The organism is Brevibacterium sp. NPDC056726 (assembly GCF_042790515.1).
GTDB lineage: Bacteria > Actinomycetota > Actinomycetes > Actinomycetales > Brevibacteriaceae > Brevibacterium > Brevibacterium sanguinis.
In genome coordinates, this window is the sequence record NZ_JBHTYZ010000005.1 from 71,268 (window position 1) to 92,809 (window position 21,542).

Below are 21,542 nucleotides of genomic sequence, written 5' to 3' on the forward strand. Positions count from 1 at the left end.
CTGTGTCGTGCGTCTGTGTCGTGCATCGGTGGGTGGGGATGGGGATGCGCCGAGGTGGGGAGGCGACGAGGGAGTTCGGTTATTTCAGTTCGCTCTCGGCGGCCTCGATCTGTGCGAACTCCTCCTCCGGGGCGCTCGCGACGAGGTGGTGTCGGGAGTAGAACCAGAAGTAGGCGAGCGCGACGAGGAAGACGGCTGCGGCGATGCCGGCGGCGAGGATGTCGACGAAGAACGTCGCGATGACCGCCACCGAGGCGAGGACGAGCGCGATGCCCGTCGTCACGACCCCGCCGGGGGTGCGGTAGCCGCGCTTGAGGTCAGGCTCCTTGAAGCGCAGCCGGATGTGCGAGAGGTTGAGCAGCACGTAGGAGACCGTGGCCCCGAAGACCGCGACGTTGAGGAGGACACCGCCGTTGCCGCCGGAGAGGACGGCGATGAGGAAGCCGATCGTGCCGGGGACGATGAGGGCGAGCACAGGGGTCTTGCGCTTGCCGGTGTGGGAGAGCCACTTGGGCAGGTAGCCGGCCCGGGAGAGGGCGAAGAGCTGCCGCGAGTAGGCGAAGATGATGGAGAAGAAGCTCGCGACGAGACCGGCGAGACCGGCCCAGTTGACGAAGGTCGCCAGCCACGAGTTGTCGCCGTAGGCCGCACGCAGCGCCTCGGGCAGCGGGTTGTCCGACTCGCCCATGGCGGCCGCACCGGCGATGCCCGGGACGAGGAGAAGCATGAGGGCGCCGAAGACGACGAGGATGGCCATCGCGGTGATGATGCCCCGCGGCATGTCGCGCTTGGGGTCGGCCGATTCCTCGGCGGCCAGCGGCACGCCCTCGATGGCGAGGAAGAACCAGATGCCGAAGACGAGCGAGCCGAGCAGGCCGCTGATGCCCATCGGAAGGAACGTGCTCGAGCCCAGCGCCGCCGTCGGTTCGATGTCGAAGAGGTTGCTCGCATCGAAGTGCGGGATCGCGGCGATGACGAAGACGATGAGGGCGATGACGGCGACCGCGGTGATGACGAACATCAGGCGCAGCGCCTCGCCGACGCCCCACAGGTGGATGCCGATGAAGATCGCGTAGGCGGCGAGGTAGATCGTCCACGCGGGCACGGACTCCGGCAGGATGCCGAGCGCCTGGACGTAGCCGGCGATGAAGGTCGAGATCGCCGCCGGGGCCATCGTGTATTCGATGAGGACGGCCATGCCGGTGGCGAAGCCGCCGAGGGGGCCGAGCGCGCGTCTGGCGAACCCGTATCCCGCACCCGCCGTCGGCAGGGTCGAGGAGAGCTCCGCGAGACCGAAGACCATGCACACGTACATGAGTCCCATGAGGAGGAAGGCGATGAGGAGACCACCCCACCCGCCTTCCGCGAGGCCGAGGTTCCAGCCGGAGAAGTCACCCGAGATGACGTAGGCGACGCCGAGGCCGGCGAGGAGGATCCACCCGGCCGCGCCCTTCCTCAGCTGTCGCTTCTCGAGGTAGTGCTCATCGACGTTGCCGTACTCGATGTTCTTGGACATATCCGCTCCCAGCGATTCAATGGATCATGTTCAGACCATTGGCTGGAGTCGAATGTAGTATGACCCAGATCACGGTGTCAAGAGTCGACCGAGGCTAATCTTGAGGAGTGGACGTGGATCGGAACGCAGACGGTTCAGGCGGCGGCGTGGGCGGCAAGCCCGGCGGCCGTCCGAATGTCGCTGAGGGCCCAGGTGCCGGTGAGGAGGCTGCGATCGCCGAGGAGGCCGCGGAGTCCCAGCGTCCGGCCCGACTGCGCGGCGGCAACGTCTTCGAGCACACGATCGCCGAGCTCCTCCGCGCGATCCGCCTCGGCAAGTACCTCGTCGGCGACAAGCTGCCGCCCGAGCGTGAGCTGGCCGCGCGGATCAACGTCTCCCGGGCGACGCTGCGCCAGGCGCTCAGCGAGCTTCAGACCGCCGGGGTCGTCAGCGTCCGCCGGGGACGCTACGGCGGCACCTTCGTCACGCGGCTGCCGGTCGCAGATCGGGATGCCGGGATCGACCTCGGCGAGCTCGACGATGCGGTGCGGTTCCGGCTCATCCTCGACACTGCGGCCGCCCGGGTCGTCGCCGACCGCGACCTCAGCGCCGAGGAGCGGGAGACGCTCATCGCCGCGGAGCAGGGCTGCTGGATGCCGCTGGGCAGCTCGGCCGAGGACATCGAGCAGTTCCGCGCCCTCGACGCGCGGTTCCACCTGACGATCGCCGAGCTCACGGGAATCCCCTCGCTCGCCGAGGCGGCCGCGACGACCCGGGACCGGCTCAATGCGCTGCTCGATCAGATCCCGTTCATCCACACGAACGTCGAGCACTCGTGTATGCAGCATGCGCGGATCGTCGAAGCGATCTTCGACCACGACGCCGAGGCGGCGGCGACGCTCGCCGCGCAGCACGCCGAGGGCACCGAGCAGCTGCTTCGCGGATTCCTCGACGGGAAGTGACCGAGGGCGACCGACCGAGCGCGATCGACCGGAGGCAGGCCCGCCTCGGCGAGGACATCACCCGGCGACGAGCCGGCGAGCCTCCTCCTGGTGGGCGGCGATGAGGGCCTCGGTGTCGAGCGTCTGGCCGTCAACACCGATCGCGCGCCCGTCGCGGACGCGCCAGGCTCCGGCGACCATGACCCTGTCGGCCTTCTCCGCCCCGCAGAGGACGAGGGCGGGAATCGGATCGTGCGCGCCGGAGAACGCGAGCCCGTCGAGGCGGAACAGTGCGAGGTCGGCCTGCTTGCCGACGGCGATCTCGCCGATGTCGTCGCGTCCCAGGGCCGCCGCGGACCCCCGGGTCGCCCAGTCGAGGACGCGGTCGCAGGTGACCGCCTCGGCGCCGTAGCGCAGACGCTGGATGTAGAGGGCCTGGCGGACTTCGCGGATGAGGTTCGAGGCGTCGTTCGAGGCGGAGCCGTCGACGCCGAGTCCGACGCTGACGCCGGCGTCCTCGAGTTCGACGGCACGGGCGATGCCCGAGGCCAGGCGCATGTTCGACGTCGGGCAGTGGGCGACGGAGACCCCGGCCGCGCCGAGGCGGACGATCTCCTCGTCGTCGAAGTGGACGCCGTGGGCGAGCCACGTGCGGTCGCCCAGCCAGCCCACGGATTCGAGGTAGTCGACGGTGCGCAGGCCGAAGCGCTCACGGCAGAAGTCCTCCTCGTCGAGCGTCTCGGCGAGGTGGGTGTGGAGGCGGACGTCGAGGTCGGCGGCGAGTGCGGCGCTGTCGCGCATGAGTTCGGTCGTCACGGAGAACGGGGAGCAGGGGGCGAGGCCGATCTGGACCTGCGCGCCGGCGCCGCGCTCGTGGTAGGTCTCGACGAGGCGACGCGAGTCGGCGAGGATCACTTCGGCGTCCTGGACGGTCTGCTGCGGCGGCAGGCCTCCGTCGTCCTCACCGAGCGACATCGAGCCGCGGGTGAGCATCGCGCGCATGCCGAGGTTCCGGACGACACCGACCTGGATGTCGATGGCATCGTCCATGCCGGTCGGGAACAGGTAGTGGTGGTCGGCGGCGGTCGTGCATCCGGACTCGAGGAGTTCGGCCATCGCGACGGTCGTCGCGAGCTCGAGGGCGCGCGGGGTCAGGCGCGCCCAGACGGGGTAGAGGTTGGTCAGCCAGCCGAAGAGCGGGAGGTCGGCGACGGGCGCCCAGGCGCGGGTGAGCGTCTGGTAGAAGTGGTGGTGGGTGTTGATGAGCCCGGGCGTGATGACGTGTTCGCTCGCGTCGACGACCTCGTCGGCAGGGGTGGCGGGGGTGCCTCCGGCGGGCACGAGTTCGACGATCGTGCCGGATTCGGTGTCGACGACGATGCCGCCGCGTGCGGCAGTCGCGTCGTGGGTGTCGTGAGCTGTGGGGCTCTCCGCCGAGGTCGCACTTTCGGTTCGGGTGGAGCGCCCGAGGTGGACGGCCAGGGGGTTGCGCAGCCAGATTCTCGTCATCGTCATCGCCTCTCGATGGGTGGGCTGTCGCGGTCGGGCGCGTGCCCGACCGCCGGTGAGGCGAGGACGCTGGGGCCATCGCCACCAGCTCAGGTTTCACGGCGTCTGCTGCTCCGCCGGTCGGTGAGGGGGTCACCCGCTCTGTGCGGATCCGCCGCTGATTTGTGCGCGGAACCGACACCGACAAGACTGAACTCTAACATGTGCTCCGCATCACGATTTCGAGTTGCCAACCCGACAGCATTCGCTTAGCATTCTGCGATAAGGAAAAATACTTTCGCATCTTGGAAGTGATAATCGCCAGAGGAACATTCCGGACGACCTCAACGGAAGCAGTACAGCGATCCGATCCCCTCAAGGCGCAGGCCGGGTTCACGATGTGAGCCTTCGTTCCAGGGCGGTGCACTGACGCACTCCCGGACGGCACCGCCTTCAGCGACCGGCCAGCAGGTTCGCGCCCGACCATTTCGGGGAGCGAACAGGAATTCGATGGAGAAGACAATGTCGGTGTCCAAACAGTCCAAGCACAAGACGCAGCGGCCAGAGGACGAGCGGCTGCCGGTCGGCACGTCGTTCGCGTACGGCCTGCAGCACGTCCTCACGATGTACGGCGGCATCATCGCCGTCCCCCTCATCATCGGCAAGGCCGCCGGTCTCGACGATGCCGGCATCAGTGTGCTCATCGCATCGTGCCTGTTCATGGGTGGTCTGGCGACGATCCTGCAGTCGTGGGGCGTGCCGTTCTTCGGCTCCCAGCTCCCCCTCGTCCAGGGCGTGTCGTTCGCCGGCGTCGCGACGATGACGGCGATCCTCGCGGGCGGCGACGGTCTGCCCGAGGTCTTCGGAGCAGTGCTCGTCGCCTCGGCGATCGGGCTCATCGTCGCGCCGGGATTCGCCCTCATCGTCAAGTTCTTCCCACCGGTGGTCACGGGCACCGTCATCACGACGATCGGCCTCTCGCTCATGCCGGTGGCGGCCGGGTGGGCGATGGGCGGAAACGCCGAGGCGCCTGACTACGGCAGCGCCCGCAACATCCTCATCGCCGTCGGCACTCTCGCCGTCGTTCTGCTGCTCAGCCGCATTCCCGTCGCGATGATCTCGCGTCTGTCGATCCTCTTGGCGATCGTCGTCGGAACCGTCGTCTGCCTGATCTTCGGCTGGGCGGACTTCTCGAACGTCCTCGATCGCGGCATCTTCGCGTTCCCCGAGCCGTTCGCATTCGGCATGCCGACGTTCTCCGCTGCGGCGATCATCTCGATGTTCATCGTCATCATCGTCACCTTCGCCGAGACGACGGCCGACATCATCGCCGTCGGCGAGATCGTCAAGACGAAGGTCGACTCGAAGCGCATCGCGAACGGCCTGCGCGCCGACATGCTCTCCTCGGCCGTCTCGCCCGTGTTCAACTCGTTCACGCAGTCGGCGTTCGCGCAGAACGTCGGCCTCGTGGCGATCACCGGCGTGAAGTCGCGATTCGTCGTCACCGCCGGCGGTGTCATCCTCGTCGTGCTCGGTCTGCTGCCGGTCATGGGCGGAGTCGTCGCAGCGATCCCGTCGCCGGTGCTCGGCGGTGCCGGCATCGTCCTCTTCGGCACGGTCGCGGCCTCGGGCATCCGGACGCTGTCGAAGGTCGAGTACGAGGGCAACCTCAACATGATCATCGTCGCGGTCTCCCTGGCCTTCGGCATCATCCCCGTCGTCGAGCCGGACTTCTACAACTCGTTCCCGTCGTGGGTCGGCATCATCCTCCACTCGGGCATCTCGTCGGCGACGATCATGGCTGTGCTGCTCAACCTCATCTTCAACCACATCGGCGCGAAGACGAAGGACCGCTCGGACCGGTCGGTGTTCGTCGCGGGCACCGGGCGCGTGGTTCGGCAGCAGGACCTCCAGCGTCTTCTCGACCACGAGGCGATCCTCGCCGAGGGCGACACGATCAAGGACGGCAAGATCGTCGACTGCAACGGCGAGGAGGTCCCCGTCGTCACCGATGACCAGCACGAGAAGATCGTCGAAGCCACGAAGAACGGTGAGGTGAAGACGAAGGACGACGTCCGCCGAGTCATCGAGGAATCGGAGAAGTAACCCGCCGAGGTTGTCGTCCGTGATCGTCGGCGTCACGTAGCGCGGGTGATCGTGAGTGTCGCACAGAGTCGGTGATCGTGAGCGTCGCGCGGTGGGGGTTGTCAGAACGGCGGGGGTTCTCCGTTGTCCCACACCCATTCCCTGCCTTTCGGGGCCTTCCACTCGATCGACCCGAACTTCGGCATCCACCCGGGGTGTCCGCTGCCTCCTTCGGGCCCGGGACATTCGGCGGACCGCCGCACCTCACCCGGGCGGCGGACTTCGCCGCCCTGCTCGCACGGTGCGTCATTCGGACCGGGCAACCTCGGTGGTTCAGGCGTGACGCTTGGAACGCGCGACGTCGATGGATCGGCCGGAACGGACTGATCCGGTGGATTGAGCTGATCCGGCGGGTCCGGTGAGTCTGGCGAGTTCGGGAGATCCGGTGAGTCCGGCGGGCTCCATGGCCCCGGCGTATCGGGCGAATCCGATAACCCTGATGAGTCGGGCGGAGCAGATGGGCCGGGCGGGTCGGCGTCACCGATGTCGCGCATGAGTCTCGCGTTCTCCGCGTTCACCGGGTGATCAGGTGGCGATACGGTCGCGGTGCTGCCATGGGCGAAGCGGTACTCGACCACCCCGGGTTCCACCATCCGCACCGAGTACTTTCCATCGGTTTTCGCCTGGTGGTGCTGTTTGCAGAGCGGATGGAGATTGCCGAAGACGGTCTTGCCGCCGGATGCCGGATCGTCGTGATCGAACGGGATGATGTGGTCGATCTCCGAGGTCTCGGCCCGTCGTCGACAGCCCGGAGCGGTGCATCCGCGCCACTGGGCGATGAGCGTCTGCCGGATCGCGGCGGGAATCTGATAGCTGAGGGCCTTCGCGTCGATCGGAGTGCCGGTCGCCGGGTCGGTGAGGATCCGGGTCCATGTTCTCGAGTGTGCGGCAATGTATCGCGCCGTCTCGGCGGGAACCGGGGATCCGTCGGAGAAGGTACCCGGCAGATCCGCCCGCTGTGCCAGGGACATGCAGGGCACGGTGGTGATCATCTTCGCTTGGGCACGCATCCAGAACTCGTCGGTCGGCATCGAGACCGTCAGAGCGAAAGCCACCCGACCGAACTCATCCCGCTCAACGCCGGGAAGTCGGTGCAATCTGTGCGGGACGGCAGGGCCTGTGGGCGAAGAGAGGTCGTGGGAACCGTCCTCGGAATCGGCGATGAACTCTGAGGCGTCGCCGCCGGAGCCTCCAGCATTGGCCGCAGCGGCGACTGCGGCATCGATGTCCTCGGCAGTCCTGACGTCGTCGAGGTCGAGGGGAATCTCCGTTGTCGTCGTCTCCCCCGTGTCGGTGTCGTGGGCGCGCACCTGAATGCAGACCTGAGGAACCGTGCGCGTGAAGATGTCGAACATGAGTGCGGCGATGCCGCGGTCGTCGTCGATGACGGCACCCGGAGGAAGCTGGTCGGCGATGGCTGCGGTGCTGCCGTTGCGGATGAGCTTCGCGAACGCCTCGATCCGCACATAGAGGGCCTGCAGGTCTGCAGACGATCCGGTCAGGGTCAGGCACGCTGTGCCGTCGGGATACGTGGTGAGATCGACGCGACGGTGTTCGCGGGCGCTCTCGGTCCGTTCCTCGTTCGGCTGCAGGACGGCGATCTTCATCGCGAGCGACTTCTTAAAGGTTTCGATGGTGATGTCCGCACGGCGCTCGTCGAGGTAGCGGTCGACGGCGTGCAGATTCGTGAACCTGAGATGGCGGCACGCCTGCGCGGCGGCGAGGATGTGCTCGATGGTGAACTCTCCGGCCGCACATCGCGCGTGGAACTTGGGCAGTCCGTGGACGAGCGTCATTGCGGCGACGATGTGTGCGTAGGTGCCGGACACCGTCGAGCCGCGGATCGCTGAGAGCTCAGCGAGGTCTTCGGTGTGGGAGAACCGGTGAACCCATCCGTCCATCGTCTGAGTCTCGCTGAACTTGGGGAATCCCGGCAGAAACACCGAATCGGCACCCTGTGTTGAATCGGCACCCCGTGTTTCTGGACCGCCCTCAGCGGGCGCCGCGACGGGTGGCTCGGTATCGTCTGCATCGGAGTTGCCGGGCTCCGCATCGATCGAGCCGGGGACCGATATGTCATCGAGGTCATCGACCTCGGTATCCGAAGAGCTCCCGGCAACTGGGGAGACCCCAACATCTGAAGAGCCCCCGGCAACTGAAGAGACAGCGCCGTCGCCGCCGGTCTCACTCTGGTCGTCGGGCTCATCACCGCTGCCGTTGCGCGCGCGAGCGAACCTCCACGCAGTCTCGCTGAAGGTCGCATGGCGGTAGGGGCTGCCGGGATCAGGATTGAAGAGGTCGAGATGACCGATGACATCGGCGAGGAAGGCGCGGGCCGTCGCTTCGAGAGCGGCGATCTGCGCCCGGTCCGAGGATGTGTAGACCGCGTAGACGTCGGCGTAGGGAGAGGTCGGGTCGACCTCGACACCGCGGGGATTCGAGCCAGGCTGATCTGCGGATGGAACCGATTCGATTGTGTCAGTCACGGGAGTCACCTGTCTTCCCACATCAGCGTGGCTAATGACATTAGTGTAGTTCACGTCACATTCGATGTCAATGCCTATTTCGAAACTCGTTCGAACGTGAAATTCATTCGCTTCGCAGTGCTCAGCGATTTTCGGGAGCGGTCGCCGGGCGGAAACGCGATATCCGAGTGCACCTCGGATAGTCAGACCGGGCATACGGCGCCCCCGCTTCTTCCGTCCAGCCTCGACGGGCACCGGGGTCCTGCGACGTGCATTGCGAGTGGAACCGGACTGGTTCCCGCTATTCGGAGCGCTGGGAGCATCAGGTAGAACGAACCCGCCGAGCGAATCCAGTCCGTCGCGAATACGGGGCGCTGGTCGAGTCCGCGTCACCACGAGAACCCAGCCCGGTCCGCCCTCGGCACGTGACTGCGAGTCGCCGCCGCGATCTGCTTTTCAAGGGAATCGGTGAGTACCCGGACGGCACTCCGCGCACCCGCTCGGCACTCCGAACGTCGAACTCACGGGCACCTCAAACCGCCGTCGACGCACGTGACCGCACGTCGAGACGCATGCTCAGCGTCTCAAAAGCCCGGACCGCTACTCAGCGTCTCAGACATCCCGTCTCGGACTCAGCGCCCGAGACTCCTCTGCTTGGTTCCGGCCGCCTCACACCTCGCGGGTCAGCAGCCCGGGCAGCTCGGTCATCGAGTCGAACGTGGCGTCGGCGCCGACGGCGAGCAGGGCTTCGGGCCGCTGATGGACGGGTGAGGGAGGGCAGAAGCCGAAGACGAACGATCCGGCAGCCCGCCCCGCGATGACGCCGGTGGGCGAGTCCTCGATGACGGCCGCCTCGGCGGGATCGACGCCCAGCGCATCCGCAGCGGCGAGATAGACGTCGGGGGCCGGTTTCGACTTGGGGAGCTCCATGCCGGAGAAGATCCGGCCCTCGAAGACGTCGTAGAGGCCGATCTTCTTCAGCTGCAGCTCGATCTTCGGGCGATCGGCGCTCGACGCGCACGCGAGCCTGCCCGGATACGCCGGCACGATCGTCCGCACAGCCTCGACGACTCCGGGAATGGCCTGCAGGGAGGCCTCGAGCTCGACATTGCGCCGCCGCCGGAAATCGGTGAGCCACGCGTCGTCGATGCGGAATCCCGTGTGCGCCTCAATGACGTCGGCCTCGTCGCGCAGCATCTTGCCGACGAACCGCGCGACCGCCTCCTCCTTCGACAGGTTCCAGCCCAGTTCGGCGAGCATGCCGCGCAGCACCCCGTTCGTGATGCTCTCGGAATCGACGAGGACGCCGTCACAGTCGAACAGCACGGCAGCGAATTTCGGGCTCAGATCCATAGGGTCGATTCTGTCATCCGCCGAGGCCGATTCCGTCATTTGTCGCGCGCTCACCCGGCCTCCCGCGCTCACCTGGCTTCGAAGTCGCGTCGATGTCCTCGCCGAGGCGGCCGACCCGAATCCCACAGCACCCACCGTCGCGGTGGTCCCGGACGCCCCGAACCGTCGCGGTGATCCCGAGCATCCGCAGCGTCACGTCGGTGGCGCGACCCCGTTCACGTCAGCCCTGCGACCCCGCCGGACTCTGCGAACGCCGAGTAGAGCAGCAGCCCGGACCCGAGCGCGCACCCGACGATGACGAGACCGAAGAGCGTCAGCCATCCCCCTGCGGGCACGGACGAGCCGCGGCTGAGGATGTAGGCGTCGGACTGCTGGACGTTGCGGCGGCGCGTGTGGACGCGGATGACCTTGACGAGGTCCTTGAGCGAGCCGAGGGCGAGCGCGACGCCGAGGCCCGCGACGAAGACCGCGATCCACTCGAGCGGGAGGAAGACGACGAGCAGCTGCGCGGCGATCGCCGTGCACACGGCGATGACGACACCCGCGACGTTGCGGATGAAGATGAGGGAGATGAGGAGGACGAGGGCTCCCAGCGACAGTGCCAGCGGTGCCCAGCCGTAGATCGCCGAGGTGATGAGGACGAGTCCGAGGACCGCGGGCGCCGGGTATCCCCAGAAGCCGGACCAGGTGGCCGAGAATCCGACCCGACCGAAGGAGTTCATCTGCCCCGAATGGTCGAAGTTGAGCGAGATCCCGCGCACCACTCGGCCGGTCATGAGCGCGGCGAACGCGTGCCCGAGCTCGTGGACGAACGTGACGAAGAGTCCGAAGAACCGCCAGATCGCCGGCGTCATCGTGATGACGAGCGGGATGCCGAGGATGATGAGCAGCTGCGTCGGACCGAGGTCGAGACCGTCACCGCGCCCGAATCCCGAGGTGATCGCCTCCCACCACGTCGACACGCCCTGCTGCAGGTCCATCGTCACCTCACTCGCCCGTTGCGCAGTCCGCGCGCCGTCGTGGCGCGCGCCTGCCCCGCACCCGCGCCGTTCCCGGCCGGGCCTGAGCGCTCAAGTCTAGGAAGTGACCCTGAGTGGCACGCTCAGACGATCGCCAGCTGGGACTCGGGATCGAAGAGGCGGGCCCGCGCGGGATCCGCTGCCACCCACATCCGCTCGCCGATCCGCGGCACCGCTCCCTTGGGAAGTCGAACGACGAAGGGCCTGTCGCCGAGGTTGCCCACCGTCCCCGACGACGTGGCCTCTTCGGCCGGTGACGATCCCGTTCCCGCGGTGCCGGTCAGTGCCCCGTAGACGTAGGTGTCCGAACCGAGCTCCTCGACGAGATCGACCTCGAGTTCGAACGCCCCCTCCCCCGCCGCGGCGGGACGGAGGTCCTCCGAGCGGATGCCGAGGACCACCTCGGCGCCCGTCGCGGGAAGGCCCCTGTCGATGGGCACAGCCGCGCCGCCGACGCTGACCGCGGACTCACCGCGGCGAGCGGGGAGGAGATTCATCGTCGGTGAGCCGATGAAGCTCGCGACGAAGAGCGAGGCGGGGTGGTCGTAGAGTTCGCGCGGGGTGCCCACCTGCTCGATGCGTCCGGCGTTCATGACGACGACGCGGTCGCCCATCGTCATCGCCTCGGTCTGATCGTGGGTGACATAGACGGTGGTCACGGCGAGTTTGCGCTGCAGGGCTGCGATCTGTGCGCGGGTCTGCACCCGCAGCTTCGCGTCGAGGTTCGACAACGGCTCGTCCATGAGGAACACCTGGGGCTGTCGCACCAGGGCTCGGCCCATCGCGACCCGCTGCCGCTGCCCGCCGGAGAGTTCGCGCGGCTTCCGGTCGAGCAGCCCGTCGAGTTCGAGCATCGCGGCCGCCGTCTCGATCTGCCGGCGTCGCTGCGCCTTCGGCATCCCCGAGTTCTTCAGCGAGAACTCGAGGTTGCCCGCCACGCTCATATGCGGATAGAGCGCATACGACTGGAACACCATGGCAACGTCGCGGTCCTTCGCCCCGATGTGGGTGACGTCGGCGCCGCCGAAGGAGATCCGGCCCTCGGTGGGGTGCTCGAGTCCCGCGAGCATCCGCAGCGTCGTCGACTTCCCGCAGCCGGACGGTCCGACGAGGACGAGGAACTCCCCGTCGGCGATGTCCAGGTCGAACCCGGAGACCGCCGGCGCGTCGGCTCCGGGATAGCGGAGACTGACAGCGGTGAGCGCGACATTGACCATGGTGTTCTCATTCCTGAAAAGAGGTGTGCCTGACGAGGGGTGCGGTCACTTCAGCTTCTCCGGGACGTCATTGTCGTAGAGGCTCTGCATCTCGTCCTGCGCGGACTGCAGCTGCTCGGTGACGTCGACGTTCGAGGTGAGGATCGTCTGCAGCGACTTCGCGATGGTCAGGTCCCCACCGGGCAGGAGCACGCGACCGGGATCCTGGGTGCGGGTCTTCGCGAGCTGTTCGACGGCGACCTGGAACTGCGGAGTCGTCTCGTACACCGCGCCCATGTCCGCGTCGGTGCGCACCGGCAGGTACCCGGTGCCCTCGGAGAACAGCGCCGTGTTCGCGCTGTTCGTCAGGTAGTCGAGGAACATCGCCGAGGCGAGCTGCTCCTCCGGCGACGACTTCGCCGAGATCGCGACTCCGGCTCCGCCGGTGGGCACCACGGCCTCCGTCTCCGCAGGTCCGCCCGGAAGGAAGCCGACGCCGACTTCGAAGTCCGCGGTGTCGAGGATGCCCTTGAGCGACCCGGTCGATGCGAGGATCTGGCTCGTGGCACCGGCGGCGAAGTCGTCCTCCGGCGTTCCGCTCGAGACGGTCGCCCAGCCGTCCTGCGTCGAATCCTGAGCGAACTGCACGGCTTCGACCGTCTCGGGACTCGTCATCGCCGACATGTCCCACTCACTGCTCCAGCCTCCGCCGTAGCCCCACACCAGGTTGCCGAGGATCCAGGCCGGGTAGGAGTCCTCCTTGGGGTAGGCGAGCGCGGAGTTCGCGACTTCGGCCTCCTGCAGCTGCTCGGAGTTCGCCTTGACCTCGTCCCACGTCGCCGGTGCCCTGTCCTCGAGGCCGGCCTCCGCGTACTGATCCTTGTTGTAGTAGAAGATCGGAGTCGACCGGGCGTAGGGCACCGCGTAGTGGGCGTCGTCGTAGAGGTAGTCGTCGTAGAGGGTCTCCTGGTACGTCGAGGTGTCGGCACCCGCTGCCTCGAGAGCCTGATCGACCGGCAGCAGCGAGTCGTTCGCGAAGTTCGTGAACCATGTCGCGTCGGAGACGACGACCATGTCGCCGACGTCATCGGAGGTCTGCGCGGTCTGGAACCTCTGCGACACCTCTTCGTAGTTCGCGCCGGCGGTGACGAGTTGGACCTCGATGCCCGACTCCTCGGTGAAGCCGGCGATGATCTCCTCCTCGATCTCCATCGACCCGCCGGGATGGTTGGACCAGAACGTGATCGATTCCGCCGGTTCGACACCGGTGAAGTCGACGTCGGCACCGGCGGCGGAGTCGGATCCGACGCTCGGTCCGCAGGCGCTCATCCCGAGCGCGGCAAGTCCGAGGACGGCTGTGGACAGGGTGAGGCGGGGGCTGAAGCGGGGGCTGAAGCGGGGCATTGGCTCTCCTTGGTCTCTTCTCTGGGTGGGTGACGGGTGGGAGGTCGGATTCGGGGTTCGGACGGTCTACTTCACGGCACCCTGAGTGAGGCCGGAGACGATGTGGCGCTGCAGCGCGGCGAAGACGATGAGGACGGGAACGATGACGAGGACCGCGCCGGCCATGAGGTACCCGTAGCTGCCTGTCTGCCCCTCGACCGACTGGAGGAGGTTGAGACCGACGGGCAGCGTCATGTTCTCCGGGGTGTCAGTGATGACGAGCGGCCACATGAAGGAGTTCCATTCGGTCACGATCGTCACCAGCGCCACCGTCGCGATGGCCGGCGCGGAGACCGGAACGACGATGCGCCACAGTCGCTTCCAGTGCCCGGCACCGTCGAGCTCGGCGGCCTCGAGCATGTCGACGGGCAGGGTCTTGAACTGCTGACGCAGCAGGAACGTGCCGAAGGCCGTGCCGAGTCCCGGCAGCAGGATCCCCCACAGCGTGTCCCGTCCCCCGAGGGCGGAGATCGTCAGGTAGTTCGGCAGAAGTGCGACCTCGGGCGGGACCATGAGGGCGACGAGGATGCCGAGGAAGATGACGTTCTTGAACCGCACCCGGATGAAGACGAGAGCGTAGGCCGAGGTGATCGCCAGGACCACCTTGATCACCGACCCGACCGTGGTGACGATGACGCTGTTGAGGAGGATCCGCCCGAGCGGCACCCGGTCGGCGACGGCCTCGTAGTTGCCGAGCGTCGGTTCCTGCGGCAGCAGCGTGGGCGTCAGCGTGATGATCTCACCCGGGGGCTTGAACGAGGCGATGACCATCCATGCCAGGGGCAGCACGATGAGCGCGATGGCGATGAGCAGCGGCAGATAGCCGGTGAGGATCGTGTCGGCCAGATTCCGGGGGGCGAAGGCCTGACCCCATGTCGCGCGGTCCCGCGTCCGCGGGGGCAGATCCTGTCGGCTCGCCGAGGTGGTCGCCCCGGTTCCGGAGGAACCGCTGCCCGACGCCGCTCCACCGTCGCGGACAGGCGTCTCCGGTCCCGCCTCGGCGACGGTCTTCTGCGTCCTCATGAGTAGTGCACCTTCCGTTCGACGTAGCGCATCTGCACCGCCGTGATGACGAAGAGGGCGGCGAAGAGGACGACGGAGATCGCGGCGGAGTACCCGGCGCGCTGGTAGACGCCGAATCCCTGCAGGAAGAGCTCGAAGACGATCGTGTTCGTGCCGTTGCCGTTGGGTGTCATGATGCGCAGGATGTCGAAGGCCTGCATCGACGACAGGATCGTGGTGATGACGAGGAAGAACGTCGTCGGCCCCAGCAGGGGGAGGCTGATCGAGACGAACCTGCGGAGAGGACCGGCATGGTCGATCGCCGCCGCCTCGAGAAGGTCCTTGGGCAGCGACTGCAGCCCGGCCAGATACACGACGGCGCAGTAGCCGAGGTTCTTCCACACGTAGACGACGATGACCATGAGCAGGGCGAGGTCCGGGTCGAGGTACCACTCCGGGGAGTTCCGGCCGAAGAAGGCGAAGACGTGGGAGAGGAGACCGAGCTGCGGGTCGAAGATGAAGTTCCAGACCATGCCGACGCCGACCCCGGAGAGCACGTACGGGGAGAACACAGCCGTCCGGGCGACCGTCCGGCCGGGGATCTGCTTGTTGAGCACGAGGGCGAGCGCAAGACCGAGGGCCATCGAGATCACCACCGTCGAGACCGTGAAGATCAGGGTGACCCGCCACATGTCGAGGCCGGTCGGCGAGGTGAAGAGGGTGACGTAGTTGCCGAATCCGATGAAATCGGCGCTGTTCGATCCGAGTCGCCAGTCGAGCAGGGAGTAGTAGACGTTCGAGGCGAGCGGATAGTAGATGAACGCGAGGATGAGGAGGATGTTCGGACCGATGAATGCCGCGAAGATCGCCCATTCGCGGAGTCCGCGTGTGCGCTGTTCACGCTGCGCCGAGCTCGTCCGCGTCAGGCTCATCGGCATCCTCCGTCATGGTCGGGGGTCATCGGGCAACCGGACCAGTGTCGCGAGGTTGAATGAACCCCGGGCATGATCTGCTTGAACGCTGAGATGCTGGTCGGTGAATGGGCCGGGAGCGTCCGCAGACGGCTCGTGACCAGACCTCGCGCGGCCCGGCTGACCTGCGGTGACGCCGCCACATGGACGGAGGTCGACGCCGCGGTGAACGTGTTGCCCGTGAGTTCATCTCTGCCTTCCAGGCATCGCTGCCCGGCGCCCCAGCCCGGCAGTCCGTCCGCGACAATCCTCCCTGTCGCTTAAGATCGAAGGGAGGGGAAGTTCGCCGAGGCGGCCCCCACTGTCCGGGAACCCTGAGCTTCCGTGACTACGATGGTCACAGGCCCAGCACACGGTAAGGAGTCTCCATGCCCCGCGAGCGCGCGTTCGCCCAGGTCGATGTCTTCTCGAGCGTTCCCTATCGCGGCAATCCCGTCGCCGTCGTCCTCGACGCCGAAGGCCTGAGCGACGACGAGATGGCGCAGATCGCGAACTGGACGAACCTCTCGGAGACGACATTCGTCCTCCCGCCCACCGACGACCGCGCCGACTACCGCCTGCGCATCTTCACGAGGACCCGCGAGCTGCCCTTCGCGGGACATCCGACGCTCGGTTCCGCGGCGGCGTGGTTGCACGCGGGCGGCCGGCCCCGGCGCGCGGACCGTCTCGTCCAGGAGTGCGGGGTCGGTCTCGTCGAGCTGCGCCGCGGCACCGCCGCAGATCAGCTCGCCTTCGCCGCCCCGGATCTCCTTCGGTCCGGTCCCCTCGACGAATCGTTCGTGTCCGACATCGCCGCCGCCCTCGGCATCGATCGCAGCGAGATCCTCGACCACGCGTGGGTCGACAACGGTCCGGGCTGGGCCGCGGTCCGCCTCGCCTCCGCAGACCAGGTGCTCGCGCTCACCCCCGACTTCTCGGCGATCCCCGACACGAAGCTCGGCGTCGTCGGCGCTCACCCCCACGGGTCCGATCACGAGTACGAGGTCCGCGCATTCGTCCCCGGGGTCGGGATGGCCGAGGATCCCGTGACCGGCAGCCTCAATGCCTCCGTCGCCCAATGGCTGATGGACTCCGGCCTCGTCCCGGATGCCTACACCGCGACACAGGGCACGGCGATCGGCCGTGCCGGCGTCATCTCGATCACCCGGGACGGCGATGCCGTCTGGGTGGGCGGCCCGACGACCGTGTGCTTCACCGGCACCGCGAACGCGTGAGGGCAGGACGATGACGAACGCACTCCGCCCGACCGATCTGCCGGTCACCGCGGTCCACGGTCGCGTCTACTTCGGACTCCAGGCCCTCCTCGGCGCCGCATGGTGGGCAGGCGTCTTCACGGTGCCCGGCGTGCGCACCGCGACCCTCGGACCGCTCGACCCCATCGTCGTCGCCGTCTTCGACATCCCCCTCTTCGTCCTCGCCTCGGCGGCCGTCGCCTTCGGAGTCCGCCTGGCGGTGTGGGTCGTCGTGCCGTGGACGATCCTCGTCGCCCTCGGCATGGCCGTCTACGCGACCGTGACCACGCAGGCCGGACTCGGCGCGGTCGCCATGATCGCGGCCGCCGTCGCCGGCGTCGTCGCCGGGTCTCTCGTCGTTTACGGACGCGTGCCGAGCGAGCGCCTCCTCGTCGGGCCGTTCGCCTTCCGCAGCTCCCGGACCGACGGTGAGAACGCACTTCTCATGCGCACGTTCGCCCAGCTCGTGTGCTTCTGGGGCGTCTTCCTCGTCATCCTCCCGTGGATCATCAAGTCCCTCGAGGAGCGGTGGCAGCTCGACGTGAAGTTCCCCTTCCTCGTCGTCCTCGCCGGTTTCGCGCTCCTCGTCCTCGCGAGTGCGCTCGGCATCTGGTCGGCGGTGACGATGGCGCGCTACGGCGGGGGCACCCCGCTGCCCTCGGCGATGCCCAACCGCCTCGTCGACGACGGCCCGTACCGCTTCGTCCGCAATCCCATGGCCGTCGCCGGGGTCGTCCAGGGCGTGGCGATCGGCATGTTCATCGAATCGTGGCTCGTCATCGTCTACGCGATCGCCGGGTCCCTGCTGTGGAATTGGATGATCCGCCCCCATGAGGAGGCGGATCTGCGGCAGCGCTTCGGTGCCGACTTCGACGACTACAGCGCCGAGGTGGCCTGCTGGGTCCCCGGACGCCGTTCCCGCTGACCTCGCCCGTCCCGCTGACCTTGCTCAGGCGGCCAGATCGCCGAGGCGGCCAGGTCACACCCCCGCTTCGTGCACGGTGACCGCGTAGCCGTCCGGATCGCTGAAGGTGAACGTCAGACCGAACGGGCTCTGGGACGGCGGTCGCAGGATCTCCACCCCCGCCTCGGCGAGTGCGTCATGGAGCTCCGCGGTGCCCACACAGCTCAGCCACAGCGCCACCCCGGTCCCCGGCCGCTCGACGGCGTCGAGATCGACACCGGGCAGCGGTTCGCGGACGGCGAGGGGGATCGGCTCAGTCGCGAAGACGACGGCGCCGGGAGGACTGGCCGGCGCTCGGGTCAACCCGAGCCGCGTCTCGTAGAAGTCGGCGGCGTCCTCGACATCGCGCACCTGCAGGGCGACGAAATCCACTCCGTTGACGATCATGACTGCTTCCTTCCCTCATGCTCCGACGCTGCCCTCGTCACCGCGAACTCATCGGAACTTTCATATGTCAGGTTTCTGACATTCCCACCGTATGTCAGAATATTGACATGAGTCAAGAGAGTCCTCGCCTCGAATCGCTGATCGGGTATCAGCTCAAGCACGTGCAGTCTCTGCTGAAGTCGCGGATGGACGAAGTCCTCCGACCGCTCGGCCTCTCGACGCCGCAGTACGCGTGCCTCGAGCTGCTCGAGCGCAGCCCTGGCGCATCGAATTCGGAGCTCGCCCGCGGCGCGTTCGTCACCCGGCAGGCGATGAACACGCTGCTGCGCGGCCTGCAGGATCGCGACCTCGTCACCCGACCCGACACCGTCGAGTCGGGGCGAGCCCGGCCGACGACGCTGACTGCCGACGGGCAGACCCTGCTCGCTCAGGCGTCGAGACTGGTCGAGGGGATCGAGGAGCGCATGGTCGCCGGCCTCGACCAGGCGGGGCGGAAGCGCCTCGGCGCGGCACTCGACACCTGCATCGATGCCCTCGAGGGACCGGCAGACCCCTCACAGAAGCCGCCTCACCGCACGACGTAGTCGACGGGCTCCTTCTCGGTGCGCGGGGGCCAGATGAGCATGACCAGCAGCGCGAGAGCGGCTCCGAGGCCGGCGCCGAGCGTGTTCGTCACAAGGTCGCTGACGGTGCCGAACCGCGTGGGTGAGAGCAGGGTGAGCTGGGTGCCTTCGATGAGGCACGTGAAGACGAGACCCGCGACCCAGCCGATCCACCAGCGCCGCGGGCCGAGCTGCAGGGCGAGGAGGAAGCCGAACGGGACGAAGAGTCCGACGTTGGCGAGCTTCTCGAGCGTCACGTAGTCGATCCAAGCCGTCGACTCGTGGGAGGCGAGGAAGGCGAGGAGACGCGCGATGAACGAGTCGGGGCCCGTGTCGAGCTGCTGCGGGGTGAGCGTGACGAGCGCGATGAACGCGGTGTAGAGGATGAGCAGACCGAGCGGCACCGTGCGCAGGCGCTGCCGGTATCCGCTCATCGTCTGCCGCCCGTCAACTGTCATCATTGTCATCTGTCATCACTGTCATCCGTCATCACCGTCAACGATAGCGATCTCGCCGAGGCGGGACTCCCAGCCGTCTCGCCGACGCCCAGCCTCACGGGAACCGTGCGGTCAGCTCCCCGATGCGCCGAGTGCGGTCCTCGATCTTCATCCGCCCGGCCGCCTCGAGCAGGCTCATGCCGTGGAGCGCACTCCAGAACACCTCGGCGGCAGTGTCGTCGCCGATCACCTCGGCGAGCACGGTGAAGGCGCCGCGCAGCTCCGGTTCGTTGCCCTCCTCGGCGAAGCGCGCACCGATCGGCTGCGCGAACATGGCCTCGTAGACGGCAGGGTGGTCCCCAGCGAAGTCGAGGTAGGCCCCGGCAAGCGCGTCGACGGCCGAGGCGTCCGCTGCCTGCTCGACCGCGGCAGCGCACCGCAGTCGCAGCTCGACGAATCCCTCGAGAGCGACCGCGCGCATGATCTCCGTCTTGCCGCCGCGGAAATGGCCGTAGAGCACCGGCTGCGAATAGCCGATCGCCTCGGCGAGACGACGCGTCGTCACCGCCGCCCACCCCTCGGCCTCCGCGCGGTCACGGGCGGCGACGAGAATCGCCGCGCGGCGCGCGGACGTCCGCGTCTCCGCCTGTTCCGCCTTCGACGACTTCGCCACCACGACTCCCTTCTTGCGCTCTCGCCCGACCCGCCCTATTCTAGCAGTGCTAGATATTCTAGCGCCGCTAGATGAAGGACTCATCATGGAACCGTTCACTGCCGTCGTCGCAATCGTCGTCATCGGCCTGCTCGTCGGGATCGAGGCGGCCGTCGCCTTCGCGCTCCATCCGGTGCTCCTCCGCCTGCCGGCCGGACCTGCGATCGCCGGCCGCGCCGATGGGGCGCGCCTGCTCGGACGGACGATGCCGATTCTCTACATCGGCTCGCTCGTCGTCACGGTCGTGCTCTCCGTGCTCCTGTGGGGACGGCCCGAAGCCGCCCTGCTCGGCGTCGCGGCAGCGCTGCTCGTCGTCAGCGTCGTCATGTCCACCGCCCTCCTCGTGCCGATCAACAACCGAACGAAGGCGTGGACGGCCGAGGACCACCCGGACGACTGGCGCGTGCAGATGCGGCGGTGGGACCGCCTTCACGTCGTCCGCGTCGCCGTCATCGTCGCCGCATTCGCCCTCGTGGCGACCGCGGCGACGATGCTCTGACGCGGCCGACCTCAGGAAGGCACAGCCTCAGTTCGAAGACACAGCCTCGGCGGCGCTGAGCGAGGCGATGTCGATGACGGCGCGGAAGTAGACCTCACCGGCGACGACGCGGTCGTAGGTCGAGTCCGCCTCGGCGATGTCGATCGTCTTGATCTGCGCGGCGATGCCGTGCTCGGCGCAGAAGTCGAGCATCTCCTGGGTCTCGGCGATGCCGCCGATGTTCGACCCGGCGAGCACCTTGCCGCCGCCGATGAGCGATCCGAAGGAGAGCTCCTGCTTGGTCGGCGGCAGTCCGACGACGGCCATGACACCGCGTGGTGCGAGCAGACGCAGGTACCGATCGACGGGGATGTCGGCGCTGATCGTGTTGAGGATGAGGTCGAACTCGCCGCGGTGCTCGGAGAAGAAGTCCTCGTCGGTCGTCGCGAGCATCCGCTGCGCCCCGAGGTCGATGGCGAGCTGCTCCTTCTTGCGGCTGCGGGAGAGCACGGTGACCTCGGCGCCCATAGCCGCCGCGATCTGGACGCCCATGTGCCCGAGACCGCCGAGCCCGAGGACGGCGACCTTCTTCGGCGCCCCGGCCTTCTTCTCTCCCGCGCCCCAGCGGTTGAGCGGCGCGTAGGTCGTGATGCCGGCGCAGAGCAGCGGGGCGGCCACGTCGAAGTCGAGGCCGTCGGGGATGCGGAGGACGAAGCGCTCGTTGACGACGACCTTCTCCGCATACCCGCCCTGGGTGATGGTGCCGTCGACGTCGGTCGAGTTGTACGTGCCGACGTTGCCGCGCAGGCAGTTCTGCTCCTGGTCGGCGAGGCATTCGACGCATTCGCCGCACGAGTCGACGAGGCAGCCGACCCCCACGCGGTCGCCGACCTTCCAGTCGGTGACGTCGGCGCCGACGGCGGAGACGACTCCGGCGATCTCGTGGCCGACGACGAGTGGGAAGTCGACCTCGCCCCATTCGTTGCGGACGGTGTGGATGTCGCTGTGGCAGATGCCGGCGGCTCGGATGTCGATGACGACGTCGTCGGGACGCGGGTCGCGGCGCTCGATCTCCGCGACGCGGAAGGGCTCCGCGGGCCCGGTCTTCTGCAGTGCCTTGACGGTGATTGCCATGGGTGACCTCCGGTGTGTGCAACGGCGTGGTGCTGATCTGGGGACACCCTACATCGTGCCCCTGACGTGACGATGACC

The 21,542-nt window shown here is 67.7% G+C and carries 19 protein-coding genes; 6 read left to right on the plus strand and 13 right to left on the minus strand.

Going from position 1 to position 21,542, the window contains the following annotated elements; translation table 11 throughout:
• Positions 1–79 precede the first annotated feature (79 nt).
• Positions 80–1,516: an ethanolamine permease gene (gene eat / locus ACFQ91_RS11600; protein ID WP_198500147.1), complete on the minus strand. Its 1,437-nt coding sequence runs from the start codon at positions 1,514–1,516 to the stop codon at positions 80–82.
• 113 nt (positions 1,517–1,629) lie between these two features.
• Between eat and ACFQ91_RS11605 the strand changes: the two genes are divergently transcribed.
• The gene (locus ACFQ91_RS11605; protein ID WP_232623792.1) at positions 1,630–2,457 is read left to right on the plus strand and encodes a FadR/GntR family transcriptional regulator; all 828 of its coding nucleotides are present in this window, start codon (positions 1,630–1,632) and stop codon (positions 2,455–2,457) included.
• 57 nt (positions 2,458–2,514) lie between these two features.
• Here ACFQ91_RS11605 and ACFQ91_RS11610 read toward each other — a convergent pair whose 3' ends face one another.
• Positions 2,515–3,945: an 8-oxoguanine deaminase gene (locus ACFQ91_RS11610; RefSeq protein WP_198500848.1), complete on the minus strand. Its 1,431-nt coding sequence runs from the start codon at positions 3,943–3,945 to the stop codon at positions 2,515–2,517.
• A 489-nt stretch (positions 3,946–4,434) separates the two neighbouring features.
• Between ACFQ91_RS11610 and ACFQ91_RS11615 the strand changes: the two genes are divergently transcribed.
• Positions 4,435–6,030, plus strand: a complete 1,596-nt coding sequence (locus ACFQ91_RS11615) for a nucleobase:cation symporter-2 family protein (protein WP_198500146.1) — start codon at positions 4,435–4,437, stop codon at positions 6,028–6,030.
• Positions 6,031–6,131: 101 nt separating this feature from the next.
• Here ACFQ91_RS11615 and ACFQ91_RS11620 read toward each other — a convergent pair whose 3' ends face one another.
• The 7 genes from ACFQ91_RS11620 to ACFQ91_RS11650 all read right to left on the minus strand — a co-directional run bounded on the left by ACFQ91_RS11620 (position 6,132) and on the right by ACFQ91_RS11650 (position 15,479).
• Positions 6,132–8,555, minus strand: a complete 2,424-nt coding sequence (locus ACFQ91_RS11620; RefSeq protein ID WP_232623791.1) for an HNH endonuclease signature motif containing protein — start codon at positions 8,553–8,555, stop codon at positions 6,132–6,134.
• A 648-nt stretch (positions 8,556–9,203) separates the two neighbouring features.
• On the minus strand, positions 9,204–9,887 hold the full coding sequence (locus ACFQ91_RS11625; protein WP_198500145.1) for an HAD family phosphatase: 684 nt from the start codon (positions 9,885–9,887) through the stop codon (positions 9,204–9,206).
• A 215-nt stretch (positions 9,888–10,102) separates the two neighbouring features.
• A complete protein-coding gene (locus ACFQ91_RS11630) occupies positions 10,103–10,867 on the minus strand; it encodes a M50 family metallopeptidase (RefSeq protein WP_198500144.1) in 765 nt (254 codons plus the stop codon).
• Between the two features lie 122 nt (positions 10,868–10,989).
• Positions 10,990–12,123 (minus strand): ABC transporter ATP-binding protein, encoded by a 1,134-nt coding sequence (locus tag ACFQ91_RS11635; protein ID WP_198500143.1) that lies wholly within the window; start codon positions 12,121–12,123, stop codon positions 10,990–10,992.
• 45 nt (positions 12,124–12,168) lie between these two features.
• Complete coding sequence (locus tag ACFQ91_RS11640) at positions 12,169–13,506, minus strand: ABC transporter substrate-binding protein (protein ID WP_198500142.1); 1,338 nt, start codon at positions 13,504–13,506, stop codon at positions 12,169–12,171.
• Positions 13,507–13,572: 66 nt separating this feature from the next.
• On the minus strand, positions 13,573–14,568 hold the full coding sequence (locus tag ACFQ91_RS11645; RefSeq protein ID WP_198500141.1) for a carbohydrate ABC transporter permease: 996 nt from the start codon (positions 14,566–14,568) through the stop codon (positions 13,573–13,575).
• Positions 14,565–15,479, minus strand: a complete 915-nt coding sequence (locus ACFQ91_RS11650; RefSeq protein ID WP_198500140.1) for a carbohydrate ABC transporter permease — start codon at positions 15,477–15,479, stop codon at positions 14,565–14,567. The genes ACFQ91_RS11645 and ACFQ91_RS11650 overlap by 4 nt, the downstream gene beginning before the upstream one ends.
• Before the next feature lie 407 nt (positions 15,480–15,886).
• Here ACFQ91_RS11650 and ACFQ91_RS11655 point away from each other — a divergent pair, with 407 nt between their 5' ends.
• Both ACFQ91_RS11655 and ACFQ91_RS11660 read left to right on the plus strand, forming a co-directional pair.
• Positions 15,887–16,732 (plus strand): PhzF family phenazine biosynthesis protein, encoded by an 846-nt coding sequence (locus tag ACFQ91_RS11655; protein ID WP_198500139.1) that lies wholly within the window; start codon positions 15,887–15,889, stop codon positions 16,730–16,732.
• Between the two features lie 10 nt (positions 16,733–16,742).
• Complete coding sequence (locus ACFQ91_RS11660; RefSeq protein ID WP_198500138.1) at positions 16,743–17,675, plus strand: methyltransferase; 933 nt, start codon at positions 16,743–16,745, stop codon at positions 17,673–17,675.
• A gap of 54 nt (positions 17,676–17,729) precedes the next feature.
• On the opposite strand, the gene ACFQ91_RS11665 is transcribed toward ACFQ91_RS11660, so the two are convergent.
• A complete protein-coding gene (locus ACFQ91_RS11665; protein WP_198500137.1) occupies positions 17,730–18,101 on the minus strand; it encodes a VOC family protein in 372 nt (123 codons plus the stop codon).
• 107 nt (positions 18,102–18,208) lie between these two features.
• Between ACFQ91_RS11665 and ACFQ91_RS11670 the strand changes: the two genes are divergently transcribed.
• Positions 18,209–18,685 carry a MarR family winged helix-turn-helix transcriptional regulator gene (locus tag ACFQ91_RS11670; RefSeq protein WP_198500136.1) on the plus strand — a complete coding sequence of 159 codons (477 nt, stop codon included), beginning with the start codon at positions 18,209–18,211 and terminating at the stop codon, positions 18,683–18,685.
• On the opposite strand, the gene ACFQ91_RS11675 is transcribed toward ACFQ91_RS11670, so the two are convergent.
• Together ACFQ91_RS11675 and ACFQ91_RS11680 are read right to left on the minus strand one after the other, a co-directional pair.
• A complete protein-coding gene (locus ACFQ91_RS11675; RefSeq protein ID WP_232623790.1) occupies positions 18,670–19,164 on the minus strand; it encodes a VanZ family protein in 495 nt (164 codons plus the stop codon). The two genes, ACFQ91_RS11670 and ACFQ91_RS11675, sit on opposite strands and share 16 nt — an antisense overlap.
• Positions 19,165–19,255: 91 nt before the next feature.
• Positions 19,256–19,813, minus strand: a complete 558-nt coding sequence (locus ACFQ91_RS11680; protein WP_232623789.1) for a TetR/AcrR family transcriptional regulator — start codon at positions 19,811–19,813, stop codon at positions 19,256–19,258.
• A gap of 85 nt (positions 19,814–19,898) precedes the next feature.
• On the opposite strand from ACFQ91_RS11680, the gene ACFQ91_RS11685 reads away from it, so the two are divergent.
• Entirely contained in the window at positions 19,899–20,351 is a 453-nt protein-coding gene (locus tag ACFQ91_RS11685; RefSeq protein ID WP_198500135.1) for an anthrone oxygenase family protein, read from the plus strand.
• A 27-nt stretch (positions 20,352–20,378) separates the two neighbouring features.
• On the opposite strand, the gene ACFQ91_RS11690 is transcribed toward ACFQ91_RS11685, so the two are convergent.
• Positions 20,379–21,464, minus strand: coding sequence for an NAD(P)-dependent alcohol dehydrogenase (locus tag ACFQ91_RS11690; protein WP_198500134.1), 1,086 nt, complete (start codon positions 21,462–21,464; stop codon positions 20,379–20,381).
• Positions 21,465–21,542: the final 78 nt, after the last annotated feature.

Coding starts and splice junctions, on each gene's coding strand:
- eat (WP_198500147.1), bottom strand. CDS start 1,516: ATGTCCAAGAACATCGAGTACGGCAACGTCGATGAGCACTACCTCGAG.
- ACFQ91_RS11635 (WP_198500143.1), bottom strand. CDS start 12,123: ATGGTCAATGTCGCGCTCACCGCTGTCAGTCTCCGCTATCCCGGAGCC.
- ACFQ91_RS11630 (WP_198500144.1), bottom strand. CDS start 10,867: ATGGACCTGCAGCAGGGCGTGTCGACGTGGTGGGAGGCGATCACCTCG.
- ACFQ91_RS11685 (WP_198500135.1), top strand. CDS start 19,899: ATGGAACCGTTCACTGCCGTCGTCGCAATCGTCGTCATCGGCCTGCTC.
- ACFQ91_RS11675 (WP_232623790.1), bottom strand. CDS start 19,164: ATGATGACAGTTGACGGGCGGCAGACGATGAGCGGATACCGGCAGCGC.
- ACFQ91_RS11655 (WP_198500139.1), top strand. CDS start 15,887: ATGCCCCGCGAGCGCGCGTTCGCCCAGGTCGATGTCTTCTCGAGCGTT.
- ACFQ91_RS11610 (WP_198500848.1), bottom strand. CDS start 3,945: ATGACGAGAATCTGGCTGCGCAACCCCCTGGCCGTCCACCTCGGGCGC.
- ACFQ91_RS11670 (WP_198500136.1), top strand. CDS start 18,209: ATGAGTCAAGAGAGTCCTCGCCTCGAATCGCTGATCGGGTATCAGCTC.
- ACFQ91_RS11660 (WP_198500138.1), top strand. CDS start 16,743: ATGACGAACGCACTCCGCCCGACCGATCTGCCGGTCACCGCGGTCCAC.
- ACFQ91_RS11645 (WP_198500141.1), bottom strand. CDS start 14,568: ATGAGGACGCAGAAGACCGTCGCCGAGGCGGGACCGGAGACGCCTGTC.
- ACFQ91_RS11615 (WP_198500146.1), top strand. CDS start 4,435: ATGGAGAAGACAATGTCGGTGTCCAAACAGTCCAAGCACAAGACGCAG.
- ACFQ91_RS11665 (WP_198500137.1), bottom strand. CDS start 18,101: ATGATCGTCAACGGAGTGGATTTCGTCGCCCTGCAGGTGCGCGATGTC.
- ACFQ91_RS11640 (WP_198500142.1), bottom strand. CDS start 13,506: ATGCCCCGCTTCAGCCCCCGCTTCAGCCCCCGCCTCACCCTGTCCACA.
- ACFQ91_RS11625 (WP_198500145.1), bottom strand. CDS start 9,887: ATGGATCTGAGCCCGAAATTCGCTGCCGTGCTGTTCGACTGTGACGGC.
- ACFQ91_RS11690 (WP_198500134.1), bottom strand. CDS start 21,464: ATGGCAATCACCGTCAAGGCACTGCAGAAGACCGGGCCCGCGGAGCCC.
- ACFQ91_RS11650 (WP_198500140.1), bottom strand. CDS start 15,479: ATGAGCCTGACGCGGACGAGCTCGGCGCAGCGTGAACAGCGCACACGC.